The organism is Methylococcus mesophilus (assembly GCF_026247885.1).
GTDB lineage: Bacteria > Pseudomonadota > Gammaproteobacteria > Methylococcales > Methylococcaceae > Methylococcus > Methylococcus mesophilus.
Genome location: NZ_CP110921.1, coordinates 2,285,430 through 2,301,158, shown reverse-complemented (window position 1 = coordinate 2,301,158; position 15,729 = coordinate 2,285,430). Strand labels below are relative to the sequence as shown.

Annotated in this window: 14 protein-coding genes; 4 read left to right on the top strand and 10 right to left on the bottom strand. The window is 61.5% G+C overall.

Annotated features, from left to right (window positions below; translation table 11 throughout):
- Positions 1-433: 433 nt before the first annotated feature.
- Entirely contained in the window at positions 434-1,165 is a 732-nt protein-coding gene (locus OOT43_RS10830) for a DUF6748 domain-containing protein (RefSeq protein ID WP_266020593.1), read from the bottom strand.
- A gap of 415 nt (positions 1,166-1,580) precedes the next feature.
- Here OOT43_RS10830 and OOT43_RS10825 point away from each other — a divergent pair, with 415 nt between their 5' ends.
- The 4 genes from OOT43_RS10825 (at position 1,581) to OOT43_RS10810 (ending at position 5,541) form a co-directional block, all read left to right on the top strand.
- On the top strand, positions 1,581-2,567 hold the full coding sequence (locus tag OOT43_RS10825) for an AraC family transcriptional regulator (RefSeq protein WP_266020592.1): 987 nt from the start codon (positions 1,581-1,583) through the stop codon (positions 2,565-2,567).
- Between the two features lie 290 nt (positions 2,568-2,857).
- Positions 2,858-3,733 (top strand): hypothetical protein, encoded by an 876-nt coding sequence (locus OOT43_RS10820; RefSeq protein ID WP_266020591.1) that lies wholly within the window; start codon positions 2,858-2,860, stop codon positions 3,731-3,733.
- Positions 3,684-4,733: an alpha/beta fold hydrolase gene (locus OOT43_RS10815; RefSeq protein ID WP_266020590.1), complete on the top strand. Its 1,050-nt coding sequence runs from the start codon at positions 3,684-3,686 to the stop codon at positions 4,731-4,733. The genes OOT43_RS10820 and OOT43_RS10815 overlap by 50 nt, the downstream gene beginning before the upstream one ends.
- Positions 4,734-4,836: 103 nt before the next feature.
- Complete coding sequence (locus OOT43_RS10810; RefSeq protein WP_266020589.1) at positions 4,837-5,541, top strand: SAM-dependent methyltransferase; 705 nt, start codon at positions 4,837-4,839, stop codon at positions 5,539-5,541.
- Positions 5,542-5,557: 16 nt separating this feature from the next.
- Here OOT43_RS10810 and OOT43_RS10805 read toward each other — a convergent pair whose 3' ends face one another.
- The 9 genes from OOT43_RS10805 to OOT43_RS10765 form a co-directional block, all read right to left on the bottom strand.
- A complete protein-coding gene (locus OOT43_RS10805; protein WP_266020588.1) occupies positions 5,558-6,610 on the bottom strand; it encodes a phage integrase N-terminal SAM-like domain-containing protein in 1,053 nt (350 codons plus the stop codon).
- A gap of 404 nt (positions 6,611-7,014) precedes the next feature.
- Positions 7,015-7,704 (bottom strand): right-handed parallel beta-helix repeat-containing protein, encoded by a 690-nt coding sequence (locus OOT43_RS10800; RefSeq protein WP_266020587.1) that lies wholly within the window; start codon positions 7,702-7,704, stop codon positions 7,015-7,017.
- Positions 7,705-8,059: 355 nt separating this feature from the next.
- Positions 8,060-8,197: a hypothetical protein gene (locus tag OOT43_RS10795; protein WP_266020586.1), complete on the bottom strand. Its 138-nt coding sequence runs from the start codon at positions 8,195-8,197 to the stop codon at positions 8,060-8,062.
- 8 nt (positions 8,198-8,205) lie between these two features.
- Complete coding sequence (locus tag OOT43_RS10790; RefSeq protein ID WP_266020585.1) at positions 8,206-8,508, bottom strand: antibiotic biosynthesis monooxygenase family protein; 303 nt, start codon at positions 8,506-8,508, stop codon at positions 8,206-8,208.
- A gap of 159 nt (positions 8,509-8,667) precedes the next feature.
- Complete coding sequence (locus OOT43_RS10785; protein ID WP_266020584.1) at positions 8,668-9,435, bottom strand: class I SAM-dependent methyltransferase; 768 nt, start codon at positions 9,433-9,435, stop codon at positions 8,668-8,670.
- Positions 9,436-9,734: 299 nt separating this feature from the next.
- Positions 9,735-10,946, bottom strand: a complete 1,212-nt coding sequence (locus tag OOT43_RS10780; protein ID WP_266020583.1) for a hypothetical protein — start codon at positions 10,944-10,946, stop codon at positions 9,735-9,737.
- A 106-nt stretch (positions 10,947-11,052) separates the two neighbouring features.
- Positions 11,053-11,787 (bottom strand): hypothetical protein, encoded by a 735-nt coding sequence (locus OOT43_RS10775; protein ID WP_266020582.1) that lies wholly within the window; start codon positions 11,785-11,787, stop codon positions 11,053-11,055.
- Positions 11,784-12,659: a DUF3828 domain-containing protein gene (locus OOT43_RS10770; RefSeq protein WP_266020581.1), complete on the bottom strand. Its 876-nt coding sequence runs from the start codon at positions 12,657-12,659 to the stop codon at positions 11,784-11,786. Before OOT43_RS10770 ends, OOT43_RS10775 begins: the two co-directional genes overlap by 4 nt.
- A gap of 238 nt (positions 12,660-12,897) precedes the next feature.
- A complete protein-coding gene (locus OOT43_RS10765) occupies positions 12,898-15,729 on the bottom strand; it encodes a hybrid sensor histidine kinase/response regulator (RefSeq protein WP_266020580.1) in 2,832 nt (943 codons plus the stop codon).

Genomic DNA, 15,729 nt, shown 5'->3' with positions numbered 1-15,729 from the left:
CGCGGGTCCTAGCCTTGGTCTCTTCGCTCCAATCACCGCCACCCCGTCCGTCGTCGTACGGTTCAGGCTCGGCCCAGTCCGAACTACCGCCACCACGACGGTCGGGGAGATTGAGGGCAGGATTTCCCCCACCACCGCTCCCGGCCGAAACTTCAATCACCTCGGCGCATACTGAGCTACCGTCGTCCAACTGGACTGGGCTGGTGCCGGGGCGGCAACCTTGGTTTGTCATAGCGAGATGGAGCGGTCCGGTCTCGGCCGCAGGCAAGGGAGTAGCCTGAAAGAGCAGGACCGCGAAAGTGCCGGTCAGGGTTTTAAAGAAAAGGTTCATGATTTGATTCCTCCACTGGATTACGAATTCGTTCGACATAAGGGCTGTTGACCCGGCAGCGGGGCGAACGAGGGATCGCTCCGCCGTACAAGTAGGGCAGATTTACTTTTCGGGCTTTCCGCTATCCACGGGGAGATAGAACTGGCTGGCGACGAGGGCCGACGCTTCGCCCGCGGGACCGCTCACGACCTTGTGCTTGCCGGCGACCAGGATGCCTTCCTCCGTCCGCAAGGCCTCGTGAGCCAAGCCCAGTAGCTCGTCGTTGGCGCCTACCAGGCTCAAATCGACGCCCGCGATCTCGGTTTGCCCATAGGCGTTGAGTTTGAACTCCTGGAAAGACAGGCAAGGCGCGGCGGCGCATACGATCCCGGTATCCACCGCCCGGAAGAAGGTACCGGTAGGACGTACGTCGGTCGCGGCCAGCCAGACTTCCGTCGCATCGAACAGGCCGGGCGTGTTCAACGGTGAGAACGGCTTGACGATCAACTGGCCTTTCAGCAGTACCGTGCCGTTCTTGACGCGAACCTGTACTGAGTCTTCTTGATCGGCGGGTAGGTTGAGGGCCTGCAGGGAAACGCCGGCAACGTAACATTCCGGGCGTAGCTTCCCGTCGGCACATCGGGTGGTAAGGTGATTGACGCGCTGCACAAAGACGCCGCCGCACGCGGGCGAAGCACACTTGCGCAGATCGGGGCGGACGCTGAAGTAACCGAAATTGTCGCCGGCGATCGGAGGCGGTAGCGGTGGAGCAGGATCGCTCGGACCGCCGATCGTCTGCCCCGCATGAGCAAAATCGCCGGCAAAGGCCAACCAGAGCGTGGCGACTACCGCCATTGCAGTGGTGGCCCTGGAAAATTGACGTGAGGATGAGCCGAGTGGTGTTTGCGCGGTGACAAGCGAGATTGTTTTCATTTCTGGGTCCTCATCAAGAAATATATGGGTTAATCCGCAATAAGCGGCGCCATCGGCTTTCTAATGAGAGCATCAGAGCAACCTCCAAGTCTTGGACGGCAATACGTAGAGCGGTTGGCCTGGAGTGCATAAGAACTGGAGCTTGCGGTGATAGCATCACCTTTGCACTCGGCCCTGTAATGCCGCGGCCTGGCGCGACATCAACTGTGTCGCGACACTAACTTGGGGGACTGGTTTAGGCTGGAGATTTCCGTCGGTTCACCTGGACTGTAGGTGGGAACCATGAGCGGCGGCTTTGCACAGAATCTGAAGAGACTAGCGGTAAAGGGGGAGCGCGATGTTCGGCAACGGTACGGTATTTTCTAGCAGTGATTTGCCTGAAAAGGATCGCTTCCAAATGTGGCGTGAAATGATTTCTTTAAGAATAGCGGGCATGGATTTATGCTCCATTGACCCACGCCCTTTTTTTAACAAGGCGAAGTTCACCAAGTTTGGGAGTGTGAGTTTTGTTCGGAGTATAGAGACGACGGGAACCTATCGTAGGACGCCTAAACTGATTGCTGCGGATGGGCGTGACGATTTCGCATTCAATATCAACGTTGCCGGCCGCTGGGAACACGTTCAGTCCCAGAGGAGGGTCGTTTTGGACGGGCCCGGCGTCACATTGGTCAACGCAGGGACCGTGTTCGATGGGCTGGTCGCCTCATCGTCGCTGCGAGAATATGCCGAGTATGTCTGCTTGAGCATTCCCCGGCTGGTGCTGCTGAAAAGGTTGCCGCGGGCCGATCGTTTGCTGATGACTCCCATTGGCGACTCGGCAAGCCTGAGGCTGCTAAATACCTATCTCAGTTCCATCGAGTGCGACAATATCCGCGACGATCCTGATCTGAGCCGCCTCGTAGGCGAGCATGTCCTGGACATCCTAATATATATGTTTGGCCAGTGTCGAGATATGGAGCGGGAAGGGCGGGCCGGCGGGGTGCGTGCAGCGCGTCAGGCCGCATTGGGCCATTATCTTGAAAAGAACTACAGGCGTCAGAGCCTGTCGGTCGATGAGGTTGCCGGCGCATTGAACATTTCAAGAAGATATTTCTTCGACCTGATGGATGAAACCGGCGAGAGTTTCACTCATCTGCTGAACCGTCTTCGGCTGGAGCGGGCGAGGCGGCTGCTGGAAGATCCGAAATATCTGCACCTCGGCATCGCGGATATCGCTTTTGATTCAGGGTTCAGCGACATTTCCTATTTTTACCGGCAGTTCCGTCGTCGTTTCGGCGAGGCTCCCGGTGCCTTTCGGGCGCAAAAGTCCTTGTTGAGTATTTAAAGTATAACGCGCATTCCCATCGAACAGACTGCACCATTGTCCAAGCAAGGGGCGCGCTACGGTCCAAGACTCGGAGGGCGCTCCATGCCACCATCTTTGTCGAACGCCTTGTTTCTCTGAATAGGGCAATAAAATAGTCAAATTCGTGGCTCCTGGCGCAAAGCAGCTTGTCATTCATGCGAGTCATGGCTTAACTGTGCTTAATGTTTGCGAGCCGCAATAAAGCATTCAAATATTCTTATATATTTGATTGTATTAATATTATTCGTAAATTGCGAAGGAATAACGTCGTGAAAAATCTCATTGTCCCCTTGAGTATCTCTAGTTTGGTCGTGGCGTTTGGAGTCGGAGCTCCGCTCGAGACAGCCGATGCCGCCTCTGTCTGTTATACGATTCAAGGTGCCAGTACTGAGCGGATCGTAATTGATGTAGAGAAGCAGGGAGGACTCGTCAATCCATGGGTTGACTTGGTCGCGTCGGTATTCGGCGGAAAGCAGACGGCTTACAGCGCGCATGGAAAACATGTGTTTGCGCCGATTGGTTATGACTTTGTGGCCATCGCAGCAGCGACCGGAACGGTGGATGTCAGCGCGCCCAATTTGCTTTCGCCGCCCGCGACCAATGCCGTTCGTCCAAGTGAAACAGGCGCTCACATGGGTCTGGTCGCCCATTGGGCGAACCTATATGGAGGTAAGTTGGTCAGTTTTCCGGTGACTTTCAATTGTGGATCGCTGGAGGTGAGTCCGACGCCAAAGATCTGGAGGTGTAATATCATTAACGAGTCTCGGACATTTAATGATAATGGCAAGCTGCTTACCAAGGTCAACATGGCGGATGATGTACGATTAATGTCTTCGAGGCGGGAATTCCGAATAACATGCCAATGTTCGAGGGGACTATGGGTTATTGGGACTAAATCCGATTCGTGCCGCCCATACTATTGGGTGCCCGCCACACTGGAGCTTGAAGAGCAATCCCCGATGGCTGAGGCCAAGTCACCTCCACCTTGCAGGCTTTTCCGAAATTTCAAGGCCGGGGCAGAGGAATCGAATTTGCCGGAACAATGGCATCTCGGCAGGTGCGCCTCCGCTCCGCACCAAGGCGTCAAGATAGATAATGAGACTCACCGAGTATTTGGACGCGCTGGAGGCGGCATGTCGATCTGACATCCGCGAACAAACTGAGTTGATGCCCATGGCTGGAGCTCATCATAGGATGACGATAATACTTTCTGTGCTTATGTTATTCAGTGCGGCTTCAATTTCCGCTGAACGAGATCTGGAATGGCCTAAAAAGACGCATTACCGGTATCAGAAAGTCGATGGGCGGAGAATATTTTTTCGGGAGGCAGGAGACGCATCCAAGCCTACCATTGTATTGCTTCACGGTTTTCCCTCGTCTTCGCATACCTACCGGGAGTTGATCCCACTGCTTTCCGGCCGGTTCCACGTCATTGCTCCGGACTACCTCGGGTCTGGATACAGCGACCACCCGGACCCCGACAAGGCGCCGTACACATTCGATCTGCTGGCAGAGCATATATCCGGCCTGCTGGCGGAGCTGAAGATCGGAAAGTTTGTCCTGTATATGCAGGATTTCGGCGCGCCTGTGGGGTACCGGGTGATGCTAAAGTCACCGGAGTCGGTGCAGGCGCTGATCGCGCAGAACGCAAATGCTTATCTGGCCGGTTTGACGGATGCTCGACAGGAATTCTTTAGAACGGCAAATCGCGATCGTTCGCCAAAAAAAGTCGATTCGCTCTTTGCGTTCGTCAGCCGGGAAGCGATCGTCGCGAAGCAATACCTGAGGGATGTCAAAGGTAGGGAAGACACGATGAGTCCGGATAGCTGGACCCATGATTTGACGTTCTTGCAGAGCGATAAGGACAGAAAGATCCAGGTTCAGCTGTTTCAGGACTACTACAACAACATCCTCGCCTATCCCAAATGGCAGGCGTTCCTGCGCAAAAGGCGGCCCCCTACGCTTATTCTCTGGGGAAGGAACGATCCGGCATTTATCGCCGCGGGAGCCTATGCGTACCTTCAAGACCTTCCGGATGCCGAGTTGCATATGCTGGATGCGGGTCATTTCGCGGTCGAGGAAAAGCCCGTGGAAATTGCGGAGTACATTCGGGGTTTCTTGGGGAGAGTACTCGAGTCGAAGTAAAGGCGGGCAAGGCGTTTCACCTTGGACCGCTGACGCGGCGTTGTGGCGCGAGGTGCGCGCGCGATAATTAGGTACGTTCGCCAATTGGGCAGATGATATGGTAATGAAGCTTGAAAAGGTCGTTCCGTTCGGGCGTTCGCTGGACGAATACAAAAACATGTTCGCTCTATCCGAAGGAGATTTGGAAAAAGCTATTGTCGGTGTGGGCGATGGTCCCGCGAGCTTTAATGCGGAGATGTGGGGGCTGGGCAAATCAGTCGTTTCGATCGACCCCTTGTACGTATTTCAAGCGGAAGAGATCGAAAGGCAATTTGATGCAGTGGTGGATGACATCATTGAGCAAGTCAAGTCGACCCCGGCTGATTGGGTTTGGTCTTATCATGGTTCGCCGGATTATTTGAAGCAAAACCGGAGACGAGTGTTGCGCCGTTTCATTGCAGATTACGACGGAGGAAAAGCCGATGGTCGTTATCTCGTGGGCGAGTTGCCCGGGCTGGACTTTGAAGACGGCAGGTTCGAGCTGGCGCTTTGTTCCCATTTATTGTTTCTGTACTCCGGACATTTGTCATATGAATTTCATCTGGCGTCCATTCTCGAAATGTTGCGAGTGGCTGCAGAGGTTCGGATATTTCCGCTGCTCACGCTTATGCTGGAAAGATCGCCCTATGTGCAGCCAGTGATGAAAGCGGTCACGGCAATGGGGTTTCTCGCGAACGTGGAAATGGTGAACTACGAATTGCAAAAAGGTGGCGACGAGATGCTACGCATCCGAAGATCAGCGCGCCCGTTGAATGGCGGTAGAGCATAGTATTCATGAGGACGTTTCACCGCATTCGGTAATTCTCGAATTCGACGCCGTAGTCGAGTTTTGCAATGGCGTTCAGGAGTAGATTGGGATGGGACATCCACATGGGTGTTTGGGGCGCACTGGCGCCATTTGCGTCCGCTTGGCCCAGTAGGGCCTGGCTATGTGCGCTCCCGACGCCTTGCCGTTTCAGGCGGTCCACGAAGGTCGAGCGGAACACGTCGGTTCTGCGCCCGGTGCATTTCAAGCCGAGCTTTTTCAGGTGGCGGTCCAGCCACATGCCCAGGTTTTGCCCCTTGCTGCCGGCGTAGGGGATTTTCAATCCGGGCCATAGCGTGTCATGGCCTTCCAGGTTTTCGGCATAGGCGATGAAGCCGAGCTCGATCAGTTTCGGATGGAGCGGTACGGCTCGCGCGGCATGGCGCCGGGAGTTGGAAACCAAGAACTGCAGTGCGGGAATGCGGCCTCGCAGCAATACGAAGTCGCCGGGCTTGAGCTGGCAGATTTCGCCGATCCGGGCGCCGGTAAAGAGCTGGATCAATGGAATCCAGTATTTGTAAGGCGTATCGATACCGGCCAGCGATTCTTCCGATTCGAAGAAGGTCCGTAGCTGTTCCCGGCTGAAGGGTTTGTCGCCGGACTGCTGCCGCTGTTCCGCCGCAACGGTATCCGGCGGGAGCCTGCAGCCTTTGCAGGGGTTGGCATGCAGGCCATAGCGGCTGCTGTGGGCGGTGACCCAGTTGAACAGGGCGGAAAGCGAGGCGAGGTAACCATTGACAGTCGACGCGGACAAGCCCTGCGCTTGGACCAGTTCCGCCACGAAGTGCTCGACTTCCTTTCTGCGGTATTCCGAGACCGGTTTGTCCCCTGCCGTTTGGATAAAGCTCAGCAGATGATGTTCGGCCTGCCGGAGCCGTTCGAACCGCACTTTGCCGTGCCGGGCGCGGATGTAGTCTTTGACCACGGAGGAGAGCGGCGGGCTGGCGGTCATGGATTTGCGTTGGCTGGCAATGCTGGCGATGGGCCGGTGCGAAGGGGAATGGAGAGGGCGATGCTGCGGGTCGATTCTCATTTTTCTCGTTTCCTTGTCGCGCGGTTACGGCCAGGGGTTAGGGTGCTCGGGGTTTCGTCGATGCTTTCGTCTTGTCTTGCGGGCCGGGCAAGCTTTGCGCTCGCCTCCGTTGTCACCGGTTACAGTTTCGCTTCGTCCGGTATCAATCCGGTTTCGGGACGTGAGCTTTTTTGTTTCGTCTGTTTCAGAGGGTTCCCCCGCGGCCGCCGGCAGAGGGCAGGGCGGCCCGGACGACCTGACAGGCAGTGCCGCGGCGGCATCGGCCTGCTGCTTGGCGCAGGCCTTGGCCTAGCGCGTCAGCGTCCGGCCGCGGCCTGGACGGTATCCCAGGCCTGGGCGATCGAGGCGGCGAGAGCGCAGGACTTTCTCATGTGGGGCTCCTTCCGTGCTTTGCGAGTCGAGCGTTACAACGAGATCGCGCCGACCGCGCTCGCTGGCACTCTGAAGACGGCTCGGACCTCCGGGCCGCCGGTTTCCGGCAGGATCTCCGGATCGGTCGCGTCGATGCCCGGATTGCCGGCCAGGGGCGCCGGCTTGCTCCATGGGAATTCGGCGGTTTCGTCCACGGGCGGGTCGGCATCTACGGTCACTTCCTCTTCGAGAACGAATCCGAACTGGGTGTCGACGGCTGCCAGGTTTTCGACCCGGTTATCCTCGCTCTTGAGCTCGACGCCGGTGCGAAAGCCTTCGACGGTACCGTTGGCGACCCGCGCGCCAAAATGTTCTTCAGGCTGCGAGATGCCTGCGGTGAAATCGGCGCAGCCCTTGCCTTCGGTGCATCGCGCCGGTCCGCGGATGGCGAAGCCGTTGAGGTCGATGACGACATTGTCTGCGCGTATGACGATGCCATTGGTGCCGGCTGGGACGACCAAGTCCGAGGTCAACCTGTAACGTCCCGGCGCGGTGATCGTGACCGGAAAGCCCGGTGCATCGCCCGGCGTGATCCATCCCGCCATGGCGCGGGTCTGGTCGAGGCCCGGCTCGCCACTCAGCGCGGCGCCGGAGACGGCCAGCAGGACGGCGGCCAGCCCTCCCGAGCATTTCAGCAGACGTTTGGCGCCGGTCGCGATGCGGCAGGGTATTCGAGCGATCATGGCTTGGCTCCTCTGACATTGTGAATCGGGAGGCTTCGGTCGCCGGACCGGCCTTCCCGGTTGGATCTGCGGCGTCTCGCGGCGGGAATCCCGTGCCGGGAAGGATTCTCCGTTTTGCTGTGAAGTAGTTTGACGACCGGCTGTATCAGTCGTGCTTCAGGGGCGGCGGAATTTGGTTTCAATCGTTTCAGGCCGGCTTGCGCAAGGGCTCGGCTTCATCTGCCGTGGCGTTCCAGCGGTCGCCGGTAGTCCTTCATGGCATCCGGGGCGCCGGTCTCGTCGTGCGCTTCCAGATGGCGCCGGGAAAGGGGTCTGAGGGCGATGCGATAAGCTGAAGCGACTTGGCGGTAGTCGGTCAGGTCGGCCGCCTTCCCGGCAAGGTCCGGAGGAACTGCATGCGGGCCTTGGCACGCAAGGGCTCCTGCAGTTCATCGGGGGCCGCCATGATCGTGGTTGGGATCATCTGCCGCGCGACCCGGCGGGACTCAGGCATGCTATCCCTCAAGGCCCGGAGCCAGCGATCTGCTCATAGTGCAACACCGTTGGGAATGGATCGTAGAAGTGGTGGAGCAATCTGCGCCATTCTTGATACTGCTGCGATTTGCGAAAGCCTATCTCGTGATGCTCGACGGTTTGCCAGCGAACAAGGAGCACGTAGCGATTGGATTGCTCAATGCAGCGCTGGAGCTCATGGCCCAGGTAGCCAGGCATGGAGGAGATGATGCGTTGCGCTTCGCTAAATGCGGTTTCAAACTCAGTCGTTTGGCCTGAGCGGACTTGAAGATCGGCGATTTCAAGAATCATGTCTTTGCTGCTTACGGCAGGAGGAATGCTGCGATGAGGCCGATGATGAATGGAAGGACGGCTGGAGCCGACATCGTACGGTAGAGCCGCACCGGGCCGGCACCGGCTGTCAGATGCCACCCCGCCCCTCCTGCCGCCGACCGGCTGGGAAGCCAGGGGCTAAACACCCCGGTTACCCGATTGGGCGTCGAGGTCGCGAGGCTTTCTTGCCAGAAATCCGACGAGGCCCTGTGGTAAGGCTAGCGAGCCGTAGCAAGCCAACGTCTGAACGCAAAAGCCGATCCGCTGCAACGGCGCCACGACATCTACCGGGTCGACCAACTGGAGCAGATGCGTCTCGAAATCACGGCGATAAAGCTCCCCGAGTTTCCGAAAGGTCGTTATGCGCCGCGTAAGTAAACTGTGGGTGCGATCGATTTCTGCTTCCATAAGCACGGCCCAATCGGAGCCCTCGGTAAATGTCCGCTGTGGGCTGTCAGAAGAAGCGCGAGCAGGCCCGGCCATATCGAAGGCCAGCAGTCCGCCTGGAGCAAGCGCGGCGTAAATCCGGCCAAATACCCCGGCTCGAACGGCAGTGCAATTGGCCGCATCGAAAGCGTAATTTAGAACCTCGCCGATAGCCGTCACGGCAACGCAGGGCGGGATGTCTTCTGTCGCAAAGGAACCGACGCGGAATACCGCTTCGGGAACTCGGCTGCGCGCCATCTCGACGAGTGACTGGGACAGGTCGATTCCGACAACTTCATAGCCGGCGTCATGAAGCAAGCGCGCCAGGATTCCACTGCCACACCCCAGGTCGACCACGATTCCGCCCCGAATTCCGGCACGCCGCAATTCCTCGATAAGCATGAGAGCAGCGCTCGTCGCCAGATGGCCGAAGCCAGCATTGTGAATATAGGCCAAGTCGTCTCGGTAACTGTATTGCATAGGTTTTGTTCGACTAGGGTGCTCAACGGGCAAGCGCATTCGCATGAATGAAGCACAGCGGAACGAGCGTCAAATGGAGCGGCGTGTTTACGCCCGACGTGGCCACGAATTGATGGGGTGAAAGTCCCCTGAGAAAGTATCCGTAATGCCCATTTCATGGGCGAATATAACCACTAGCCGACGGCAGGGGCAAACCCGAAAGGGATGTCTGAAGGCAGCCTCTTCTGCTCCTCGTCGGCCACCCGTCAGCGAATTGCGTTGCCGGTACAATCCACGGCCCTCCGGAAAGGCGATCGCCGTCAGTCGATAGCGGGGACGAACAGCGCCGCGTGGCGGCCTTGCGCGAGCTCTGCGTCGAACGCTTCGCCGATGCGGCGGATCAGGGCCTTTTGCCGTTGCGGATCGCCCGGCTGGCCCGGCCAATAAGTTTGGGCTGTCATCGCAATGAAAAAGCCGGCGCCGGTCACGAACACGACTTCCTGTTCGACCTCATAGCGCAATACACCGTCCCCCGTGTTCGCCTCGGGCGGCAGCCGCCGGCCGCGGAAACGCCGGGCCAGAAATTCACCCAGGTCTTCGTGTTGAGGCGTTACCGCCTGGGGAACGTCGTACTGGGCCGCATTTTCGAGAAAGCGCCCGCGCGGGGGCAGCGGCTCGAAGCCGGCACGCTCGATCAGATGGTCGCGGCCGTCGGCGCCGCGCCGCCACTCGAAATGGTGGGCGATCCAGGCCGCGTCGATGGCATGAAAATCGGTGTAACGCATGCGCGCGGGATCGACCGGCAGACGGGTCCAGCCCGCCCCGCCGAGGTCGGCGATCAGCATGACCGGGGTGTTCGACTCGGACAGGACGCCGATCCGCGCCATCGAACGTCCGTCGGGGGAAAGGACCATGCTGCTGGAACCGTAGGGAAAATAAACGTCGTCGGGCGTGCGGGGGATTTCCAGGGCCCGCCGTGTCGCCGTTTCGTAGACGCAGGCGTTGCCGAGCAGGATATGGCCGGCGTCCGGCAGCGATGCATAGTTCGGCCCTTCGAACCTGCGTCCCGCCTCCTTGCCGTCCAGTACGCGGACCGCGTTGTCGGCCCCCAGGCTCCTGCACAGCAGTGGCGCCGACAGCCGGCCTTCCGCCTGGTGCAGCAGGTGAAATACGCTGGCGTTGTTCGGGTCTCCGACGTTGACGACGAGATCCGGAGAAGCGCCCGCGCCGATCACGAAGACGGTGTTGATGGCGCCGGTCCGGATCGGCTGGTCCAGCCACATGCCGCCGAAGCTGTCGATGAGCAGCGGCTCGCCGCGCCAGCGCAGCGACCAGGATTCGTCGTCGACGGCGGTGTCGTAGTTCGCGCTGCGCGCCTGCCGTGTGTGAATCGCGACCTCGATCTCGCCGTACCGGTCGACGCGTTTGAGCACGGGCTGCGCCTCGAGGGCGTTTTTCGAGCCGCAGCCGGCCAGCAGCGCGCCTAAAACACAGGCCAATCCGCGGCCGATGGAAAATACGAGGCGCTTCACGGTGAGTTTCCCGAACTTTCGGCGTCGAATCCGGCGGCCCTGGCCGCCACGGCACTGCCGGCCGATGCCGAACCCAAAGCCGCCCACCGGGCCGACCGAGCCGTGTTCATCGCTGCGCCTCCTGGATGCGCCGCCGCAATTCCGCGATGGCCGCCCGCCGCGCACCGGCATCCACGGTGTTGAAGCTCAGAAACAACGGCCGCAGCGCCCTGTCGAAAGGCGACGAGGCCAAGCCGTGCAGGTGGCACAGCAGCGCCGCGAAATGCACGGCCGCGTCCCCGCTGCGTCGCTCCAGGCCTTCCCACAAGGCGGCGATGACCTCGGGAGGATGAAAAACCTCGGCCCGATCAATGGCCTTGCGCAATCCGTCGAACCAGGTCGCGGTCCGCAAGGCTTCGACGATACAGGCCGTCTTCTCCGCGTCGTCCAGCAGTTCCGGCACTCGATGCGCCACTGCCAAGCGAACCGTCAGCGGTCCGGATTGCCCGGCCCGGTGGAGCGCGGTGCGCGCCGTTTCGCTATCCAGCGCCGCCAGCGCTTCGACGTCGCGCCAGTCGGCTATGCCGCCGCTCAAGATCAGGACTTCCACCTCATGCCGCTCACCGGCACTCATTTCCGCCAGCGTCGCGAGGTCGTAGCCGATGCCGTCGTGCCATTTTTCATAGTCCATCACCATGCTGGCGCGGAAGCGCCGCATCGCTTCGGACTCCGCCGGCGGAGGCTCCCCTGTCGCCGCCTGCTCGGGGTCGCCAATGAATTGGCCTTTGTCGTCGTAGCGCATCACCGGATAGTCGCCGGTCTGCGGCAGATCCTGCGCCCCCGGTTCGCCGTCGCGCGTCATCGCAGCAGACCTCTCAGGGTGCGGCCGTCGGGATAGACGACGTCGTCGAGTCGCCAGCCCCTGGCCTCGCGGTTCAGCCGGTAGCGCAGCGTGCCGCTGCGCCGGGCGTCGGCGAATGTCACTTCGACTTGGGCGTAATTTCCCTCGACGTCCGCACGGCCGACCGCGAAGCGGGTGGGATATTCCTGGCTGTCGGTGAAGGGATCGCCGTCGATGGCAGGCACTTCGCCCGGCTTTTCCGGATGGCCGAAATAATCGGCGACGGCCTTCCGCAAGCCCGCGGACAGATACGGCTTCTTGCGTTCGGCGCTCTGCGGCGAGAAACCCATGTCGCCGCCGAAATGCGCTTCCAGCAGGCGCTCGACCACGCTCTCCGGCGCAGTGTCCGGGGCTGTTGCGCCCGGTGCGCGCGACAGCGTCCATACCCGGTTGTCCAGGCCGACCAGCAGCGTATCGCGGTCGGCACGGTGAAATTCGAAGATGCCGGTGCTGCAGCGCAAGGACGTGCTGGGTACCGGAAAGCGGTTCAGGCCCAGCGTCTGGGCGGCACGTTCGGCGGGTTCCGGCAAGACGCCCTGAAACAGCGCGGGGGCCGGATATTCGACCGTGTCGGCATGGACGCCTTTGCAGGCGAAAGGTCGGGGGCCGTCGATGCTTTTGGCCGTCACGGTCAGGGTCTTGCCGGCCAGATCGGGCGAGCCGGCAAGGGCTTTTCCCCAAGGCGCCGGCAAGGCATGAGTGAAGCGCCAGGTCCCGGTTATTCCGGCGGTCGCCGGCGTCTCGGACCGGGCCTGGGCGGCGAATACCCAGGTGGCCGCCAGGAGCACGGCGGACCATCGCCGGGCCGACGTTGCCGAATCGGTTGGATTCATCGTTCCAGTAGCCTCCGCATCGCCCCGACGGCAGGTCGCGGGGCGTTCATAGTCGATCGGTTTCGTGAGGAGAGGTTCCGGGCGCCCTGAGCGGCGTCTTCAGTTCCCCCGAGCTTCCTCTGCTCACGAATGATGAGCCCATACTCTGGCAGGCTCGGGTTTCAAACCGATTTCCCCAACGGCCGATTTTGTTTCAATGATTTCAAGCCGGACGTGTGGACGCTGCGCCGATAGCCGGTCAGCGGTCCAGCACTTGCTTCAATTGTCCCAGCAGTTCGGCGGGGGCGAACGGTTTTTCCAGGTAGGGACAGCCGGTTTCCGCGAGATAGTGGGCGGCGTTGCTGGACAGGGTGTCGCCGGTCAGAAAGATGAATCGCTGCTCCAGTTCCGGATGGTGCAAGGCGACTTCGCGCCGCAGCGCGGGGCCGTCCAGGCCGGGCATGCGCAGATCCGAGATGACCGCATCGAAGCGTTCACCCGCGAGCAGCGCCAGTGCTTCGGCGCCGGATTCCGCCGCCGCGATCGGATAGCCGGCGCTGCCCAGGATTTCCCGCACGAGATCGAGAATTTCCTTCTCGTCGTCGACCACCAGTATCCTGGCGTCATGTCCCTGTTGGGAGGGGGGCGTTTCGGGCTCCGCGGCTGTGTCCGCATCGCCGCGGGTCTGGAGGGGCAGGGTCAGCAGGAAGCTGGCGCCTGCGCCGCCGGCTTCCAGGACCAGGTCGCCGCCATGCTCCCGCGCCACCGAACGGGAGAAGGACAGGCCCATCCCAGTGCCGGCGCCTTCGGGCTTGGTCGTGAAGAACGGGTCGAAGACGCGCGGGGCTGCGTCCGGCGGCACGCCGGGTCCGGTGTCGACGATGCGCAGCCAGAGCAGACCCGCCTCTTCGTCGCGTCCGCTGCCGACCCGTATCTGGCGGTTGTCGCCGCAGCCGGCCAGGGCCTGCTGGGCGTTGACCAGCAGGTTGAGCACGATTTGGCCGATCTGGTCGCCGTCGGCGAGTATTTCGGGCAATTGCGGGTCCAACGCTGTGACGGTCTTGATGCCGTGGTTGCGCAGGCTGTAGCCGAGCATGTCCAGCGCCCCGCTGACCAGGTCGTTGATCTGCACGGGGCGCTTTTCCATGGGACGCTGGCGCGCCATGCCGAGGAAGGTCCGCACGATGTTGCCGCAGCGCTTGGCGGCGGTCTGGATCTTCTCGACGTCGCCGCGCAGCGAGTCGTCATGGCATTTGCTTTCCAACAGGCCGGCGCGGCCTATGAGGATCGCCAGGGGGTTGTTGAGTTCGTGGGCGACGCCGGCCAGCAGCATGCCCATGGCCGAAAGCTTTTCGCCCTGCCGCAGCCGCTCGCGCTGGCGGGCGAGCTCTTCTTCCCTCGCCGCCTTGTCGGATATGTCCATCAGGAAGGCGGTGTAGAACACCTTGCCGCCGACGTCCGAACGCGACAGCACCATTTCCACCGGGAATTCGCTGCCGTCGCCGCGCAGGGCGCGCAGTTCCATGCGGTGCCCGATGATGCGCGGCGCGCCGCCCGCCCGCAGTCTTGCCATGCCTTGCCGATGGGCTTCGCGGTTGCGTTCGGGAATGATGATGTCGGAGACCGGGCGCCCGAGCGCGTTTTCGCGATCGACGCCGAAGATGGTTTCGGCCGCGGGGTTGTACTCGATGATCACGCCGTCGCCGTCGGTGGTGATGATGGCGGCCAGCGCGTGGTCGACCACGGCGGCCTTGAGCGTTTCGCTTTCCCGCTGGCGGCGGGCGGCTTCGCGGTGGCCGGAGAAAGTCCGGGTGACCAGCTCCACCCAGGGCTGCCAGAGACGCGGCACCGCCGGTTCGGCTTCTGTCTCGGAGCGCGAAATGCGCTGGATGTACTGCACCAGGGCCAGGGCCGGCTGGATGAACTCTCGCCGCAGCGCAAGCAGTGCGGTCAGGAAAGCGCCGGCAAGCGCCGCCGAGATGATCAGGTAGGGCAGGAAGCGCGGCAGCAGCAACGCCCGGATCTCGGCCTCGCTCGCCAGGGTGACCAGCGTCCAGGGCGTATGGCCGACGGGGCGGGCGATGAGCTGGTGCCCGTCCGCCTCGGTAGGCGAGCCTCCGCTCTCGAGCGCGCGCTCCACGTCTTCGGCGGTGACGCCGGCGGGCAGCCGCATCCGGAGCGTCATCAGGACCTTTTCCGGCATACCCGAAGTATCGGCCAGCAGCACGCCGTTCCGGTCGATCAGCCACATCCGCGCCTTGCTCCCGGCCGGTTGGCGCAGGACGTCGGTCAGTGTCGGGAGGTTGAGCGCGGTTCCCACGATGCCGCGCAACTCGCCGTACACGGTCAGCGGCGCGGCATAGGAAATCAATGCTCCGCTTTCCCCTTCGCCCAGGTAGGCGGGCGACCAGTAGGGCCGGTTTTCGGGGTTCCCGGCGGGCAGCGCCAGCCGGTAGATGGTGTTTTCGTACCAGGCCTGCATCATCGCGCGCTGGCCGGGGAAGCCGGTCCCGTCGAGGACCTCCCGGCTGGGCAGCCAGGGGAAGGTGTACACGATTTCCCGCCCGGCCGACATGAAGTAGGACCACCTGAGGAAAGGTTCGAGCCGGTGGACCGTGTTGGCGCGGCTGAAGAAGTCTTCGCCGATCCGGAGCAGATCGCGAACGGCACCGGAATCGTGGCCCGCCGCGTCTCCCCAGATCTGCCCGGTCCGGTCCCGCAGCTCGGAGGGCAAGCCGTCCAGGTTGTAGCCGTCGACGCCGTGCCGCGTCGTGCGGGGCCCGTAGTAGGCCTGCAGGCGCCCCGCCGTGCCCGGGTTCGGGCGTCCCAGCTCGGTTTCCATGTAGCTGCGCAGGTCGGCGACATAATCCGCAGTGGCCTTGGCGAGATTTTCCAGCGCGACGGTTCCGCTGGCGGTGGTTTCCGCGAGGACGCGCAGATGGGCTTCGCGCTGCTGGCGATACTGCATCAGCGCCAGGATGGCGATCAGCGCGAACAGCGGCAGGGCGATGGCCAGCAGCAGGGAGCGGTAGCGCCGGGCCAGGCGCGTGTCCGAGGCAGCGGCCTCGCCGGCCGGACGATGCGGCTTCAT

Coding starts and splice junctions, on each gene's coding strand:
- OOT43_RS10765 (WP_266020580.1), bottom strand. CDS start 15,729: ATGAAGCCGCATCGTCCGGCCGGCGAGGCCGCTGCCTCGGACACGCGC.
- OOT43_RS10800 (WP_266020587.1), bottom strand. CDS start 7,704: ATGATCGCTCGAATACCCTGCCGCATCGCGACCGGCGCCAAACGTCTG.
- OOT43_RS10805 (WP_266020588.1), bottom strand. CDS start 6,610: ATGAGAATCGACCCGCAGCATCGCCCTCTCCATTCCCCTTCGCACCGG.
- OOT43_RS10790 (WP_266020585.1), bottom strand. CDS start 8,508: ATGATTCTTGAAATCGCCGATCTTCAAGTCCGCTCAGGCCAAACGACT.
- OOT43_RS10795 (WP_266020586.1), bottom strand. CDS start 8,197: ATGCCTGAGTCCCGCCGGGTCGCGCGGCAGATGATCCCAACCACGATC.
- OOT43_RS10785 (WP_266020584.1), bottom strand. CDS start 9,435: ATGCAATACAGTTACCGAGACGACTTGGCCTATATTCACAATGCTGGC.
- OOT43_RS10830 (WP_266020593.1), bottom strand. CDS start 1,165: ATGGCGGTAGTCGCCACGCTCTGGTTGGCCTTTGCCGGCGATTTTGCT.
- OOT43_RS10770 (WP_266020581.1), bottom strand. CDS start 12,659: ATGAATCCAACCGATTCGGCAACGTCGGCCCGGCGATGGTCCGCCGTG.
- OOT43_RS10825 (WP_266020592.1), top strand. CDS start 1,581: ATGTTCGGCAACGGTACGGTATTTTCTAGCAGTGATTTGCCTGAAAAG.
- OOT43_RS10810 (WP_266020589.1), top strand. CDS start 4,837: ATGAAGCTTGAAAAGGTCGTTCCGTTCGGGCGTTCGCTGGACGAATAC.
- OOT43_RS10775 (WP_266020582.1), bottom strand. CDS start 11,787: ATGACGCGCGACGGCGAACCGGGGGCGCAGGATCTGCCGCAGACCGGC.
- OOT43_RS10815 (WP_266020590.1), top strand. CDS start 3,684: ATGAGACTCACCGAGTATTTGGACGCGCTGGAGGCGGCATGTCGATCT.